The following is a 3,965-nucleotide window of genomic DNA, read 5'->3' as shown; positions in this document are numbered from 1 at the left end:
GAGTCCGTATCTCTAGCCATGCAACTCTGGAACGATGGCTACTGATCAGCCCCGGTGTTGAAGTCTTCTATAGCCGCCCTATGGGATGAGCTTGATTTCCTACGAAAGCAGGAAATTTAGACCACATTTCTCTACATCGCACCATCAAATTGGGCTCCCAATAGGAAATGTCGTGAGGCAGGAAAAGAAATATATTCTCAGCCTTTCGTCGACGAGTGAAATGCTCGCATTGCATTGGCAGAGTCTCGCATCGGCACGATCAGACTGGAAACCGTACCGAATGAATACGTTGGTGAGTCCTGAATGAACTATATTTACACTCCCAGAAAGTTAGCAAAGAATCTTGGCCCAGAGAGCAGGGAGGCCGGGTACGTCTATATTACTGGTGATATGTTGAATGAGTCTGATATTGATCTTAGCTTTGACGGAGATGATAAACTAACCTGTGTTGATCTGTCGTTCAGTTTTGACCAAGAGTTGTTCGAGGCCGATGATACCGAAGTTTTAGAAGACGCTTCAATGGTGTTGTTCGCAAAGGTGCCTCGAGAACAGCTTTCCCAAGAAGCACTCCGGGAGATTGGCGAATCTCCAACTATCGACAAGTAATTCACTCGTGTGGGTACTTCCTCCCACAAAATACTGAGTATGTCCAAAATTACGGCATAACAGTAGTTGCGAATACGGTTCTTTATTCAGTGGTAGGGGTGAAACGCCCGTTCAGTGCATATGCGTATCGCCCGGATGAGAGTCCGGAATGCGTACGAATCTGACTGGCTATCTGAAGTTATAGACAGTAAAAAGCTCACCCTCGCCCCACTCGGTTATTTCAGGTTGAATACTTTGACAGCGACCCTGACTGGTGTACCTGAATCGATGTTGAATCGGTACACGTCGTGGTCATCGTAACCCGCCAGCTCTGTCTCAAATTGCTTGTGACTCTTCGTCGCCTTCTCCGCCTTCCCACGTATCTCGTCGAACCTCGCTCTCCTAGAGAACATCATCAAACACGCATGCGAATCCCGGACCGTTAGATTCCTCAAGAGCTGGTCCATAGCGTCTACGAACTGAGCCTGGCCAGACCAGAACTTGCACTCTGCAACGAATAGATTCCGGTTTTCGTACGGAAGAAGAATATCAGTTTTACCACTTCGGTTGAAAGACTCGCCCTGTGCAATCCCGGCGTAGTGTGAGTTGATCCCTGCGAGAAAAATATCACGGAGGGACTCCTCATCCAGATCTCGAACCCTTTCAGCAGATCGTTCAATATTCACTCCCAGATCATCGATAATCCCGAGAATCTCCAAATAATGATTGTCTGGAACAATATCCGGAGAACTGCTGTCCTCAAGCTTCGGAAGCTCAATACTCCGCTTCTTCTCAGGGACTACGAACCCCTGACTTCCAGAACCACCTGTATCGACACCGAGATCCTCCATAACCTTTGTCTTGGTTTCAACCTCGCCTCGACGCCGTTCAATCGCTGAACGAGCTTTGTTTTCAAATTTCTCCCGCATCTGCCTGATGTCGGAATTGAGGTTCCCAACCCACGAGCGGACATCATCCTTCCAATCCTCGATATCAGAGTGAAGTTCCTCTTTCACCTCTTCCGCATCCCGGTTCTGCGTCCGGAAATCAAAGTATCTCACAACCTCGCTCTTTCTGAGCTTGTCGTACAATGGAGGGCTGAAATTGTAGCTGCTAGGCTTGTAACGGAATAGTTTCTTATCTCCGCCAAACTGGAACTTTACCTTCAGCCTCTCGCATTTCCTAGTCGGTGTGCCTCGACCGGGGGTTGGAATCCCAGTTCGGTCTTCAACTTCTTTCTCAACCTGTCCTCCGTCCTTTTTGATAACGTCGTGAAGTTCGATCTGAGAAGGAGTATATTTTGAAGAGAAAATTATCGCTAGAGAGTCCGTACTGTTCTCATCCAACTCTTCCGAGGTAAGCGATGAGATCTCGTCCTTCATCTCTTCCTGCTTCTCTCTTTTCAGGTCGAGGAAATTGTAATCACAGAATAGAGCACTTCGATTCCTTGCCATTACCGAGAAACTCACCGGTCCAACATATTGGTACTTTCCCCCCGCTATGAACTGCTGGCCGATATCACTGATTAGTCAACTCCCTGTACGTACCAATCCGGTCGTTTCAGTTCCATCTACTCGTCTGAATAAAGAAATCGCGCTAGCACTACTACAAAATATCCTTCCAATCACGCTATGAGGATGTTACTGATTAGTGTTTGAGGTGCCCTCGTATGACTTACGACAGTTCGTTCCCCGCTGGTCATCTACTGGCTCATACCACCATGCGTTAAATGCACGATCGAGTTCATTGACGACACGCTGTGGGAGTTCTGATATAACGGAGACATTTGTTTCGAGAGAATTGAATGAGGTTCCGAGAACCCAGCCACGGAGCCGATCACCGTTTGTGAGGATAAATCGATCATGCAGTGGGGTACCTGATGGGCTACCATCGTCATCAAGGAGGCGGAGGAATTCAATTTGGCGTCCAGCAGCTTCCCAAGATTGGAGTTTGGTTGTTAGTTGCTGAGTGTCGATCGGTTCTGTGGTGATTCCCCAGACTTCGGTATCCTCCTCAATTTCCTCTATAAAATCGATGATGTGGTCATCATCGAGGTATGGATCAACAACTTTGACGACGGGGCCGAACTCTGTTTGTATCGACGTCAAGGCTTGGGCAACAGTAAGTTCGTCCGCGTCAGTGCACCATCCACGAGACGTTTGTTGACTGCCGAATTCTATCCGCCGTTCGTCCCAGATATGTCGTCCAACGATCATGCTCATACCTGGTTGATCTGTGGGCGCATCGTAATGCAGTGCTGGAGGTCCAGACTCAGATTCCCTCTCCAATTCGGAACCCCCAATCTGGATGTTCGTCGTTATAATTCGCATCAATGGAAGTTCAGTCCAGTCAATCGTTATTCCGTCTTTCACGAGACTAATACGGACTTCTGATGCACCCGGAGTCAAAGGATCTAAGCTTCCAATATCGGCGAGATCAACAGTGAACTCATGATTTGAAGTACTGACCTCTAGAGGGATTTCCGAGGAGGAATTTGGTGGTTCTCTCTCATCCTGACTGCGTTGCTGTAATTCGTCGAAATGAGTCGATATAGACCAAATCGAATCTCCATACTCACGCCACTCAGTCGTAATAAATAGTGATTCAGTACTCAAGAGGGCAGAATCAATTTCGAGCTGTGGTGTATCATCAGCTGTAAGTTTTATTCGCTGATCTTCTAGTATGAGAAGTACGTTTCCACGATAGTCTGGATGCTTATCTAAATCAATACCCGAAAGTTCATTGATCTCTTTATGGAGTTCGCTCTGAACTTCGGTTGAGCAAGTCGGAACACTCGACTCTTCTACCCACCCCTCTACACGAAGCGCTGATCTATCTGTCCCCCATCGATTTTTGTCGCCAGAATAAGTTCGTTCAATACGAATATCTCCTCTCCGTGAGGACTGGTATTCTACATCGCCTAGTGCGGTTTCTGTTATCTGGGCTGGCCTGCTGAGTGAGGTTTCCTCCGAAGGCAAGTAGTCATTCACATTATTGAGCGGGCGCGTTTCACAGACTACATAATATCTGTCCTGTTGGTCTCGGATCTCCTCTTCGGGGATTGAAGAGCTTGTTAGAAGTGAAAAGTAATGCTTCCAGTCGTTTTCTGTACTTACCCACGCCTGCAAATACGACAATGATGAGTCCGCTTTGAGGCGTTCTTCGACCCACTGTTGGACTTGGTCAGGCATTGAACGAATCCATTAGAGAGAGAAACATAAGGCCTCATATCCTTTTGGCCCAACCGATTCCTACGTCCCGACTGATATTTATGATAAGCCCAGTTCTAGAATGGATTTCTGAGGGTTCTGCTACACTCTTCCGGTCACAAACCTCATTTGGAACGCTCCCGCTAAGCCAATATATAAGTGGAAGGAATA

Annotated in this window: 3 protein-coding genes; 1 reads left to right on the top strand and 2 read right to left on the bottom strand. The window is 47.4% G+C overall.

What is annotated here, in order from left to right; all coding sequences use genetic code 11:
* Positions 1 to 303: 303 nt before the first annotated feature.
* Positions 304 to 606, top strand: a complete 303-nt coding sequence (locus tag C437_RS03885) for a hypothetical protein (RefSeq protein WP_004515575.1) — start codon at positions 304 to 306, stop codon at positions 604 to 606.
* A gap of 215 nt (positions 607 to 821) precedes the next feature.
* Here C437_RS03885 and C437_RS03880 read toward each other — a convergent pair whose 3' ends face one another.
* The gene (locus tag C437_RS03880; RefSeq protein WP_004515574.1) at positions 822 to 2,039 is read right to left on the bottom strand and encodes a hypothetical protein; all 1,218 of its coding nucleotides are present in this window, start codon (positions 2,037 to 2,039) and stop codon (positions 822 to 824) included.
* Positions 2,040 to 2,225: 186 nt separating this feature from the next.
* A complete protein-coding gene (locus C437_RS20895) occupies positions 2,226 to 3,776 on the bottom strand; it encodes a hypothetical protein (RefSeq protein WP_241431630.1) in 1,551 nt (516 codons plus the stop codon).
* Positions 3,777 to 3,965: the final 189 nt, after the last annotated feature.

The organism is Haloarcula vallismortis ATCC 29715 (assembly GCF_000337775.1).
Lineage (GTDB): Archaea > Halobacteriota > Halobacteria > Halobacteriales > Haloarculaceae > Haloarcula > Haloarcula vallismortis.
This window is presented reverse-complemented; position numbering and strand designations above follow the sequence as displayed.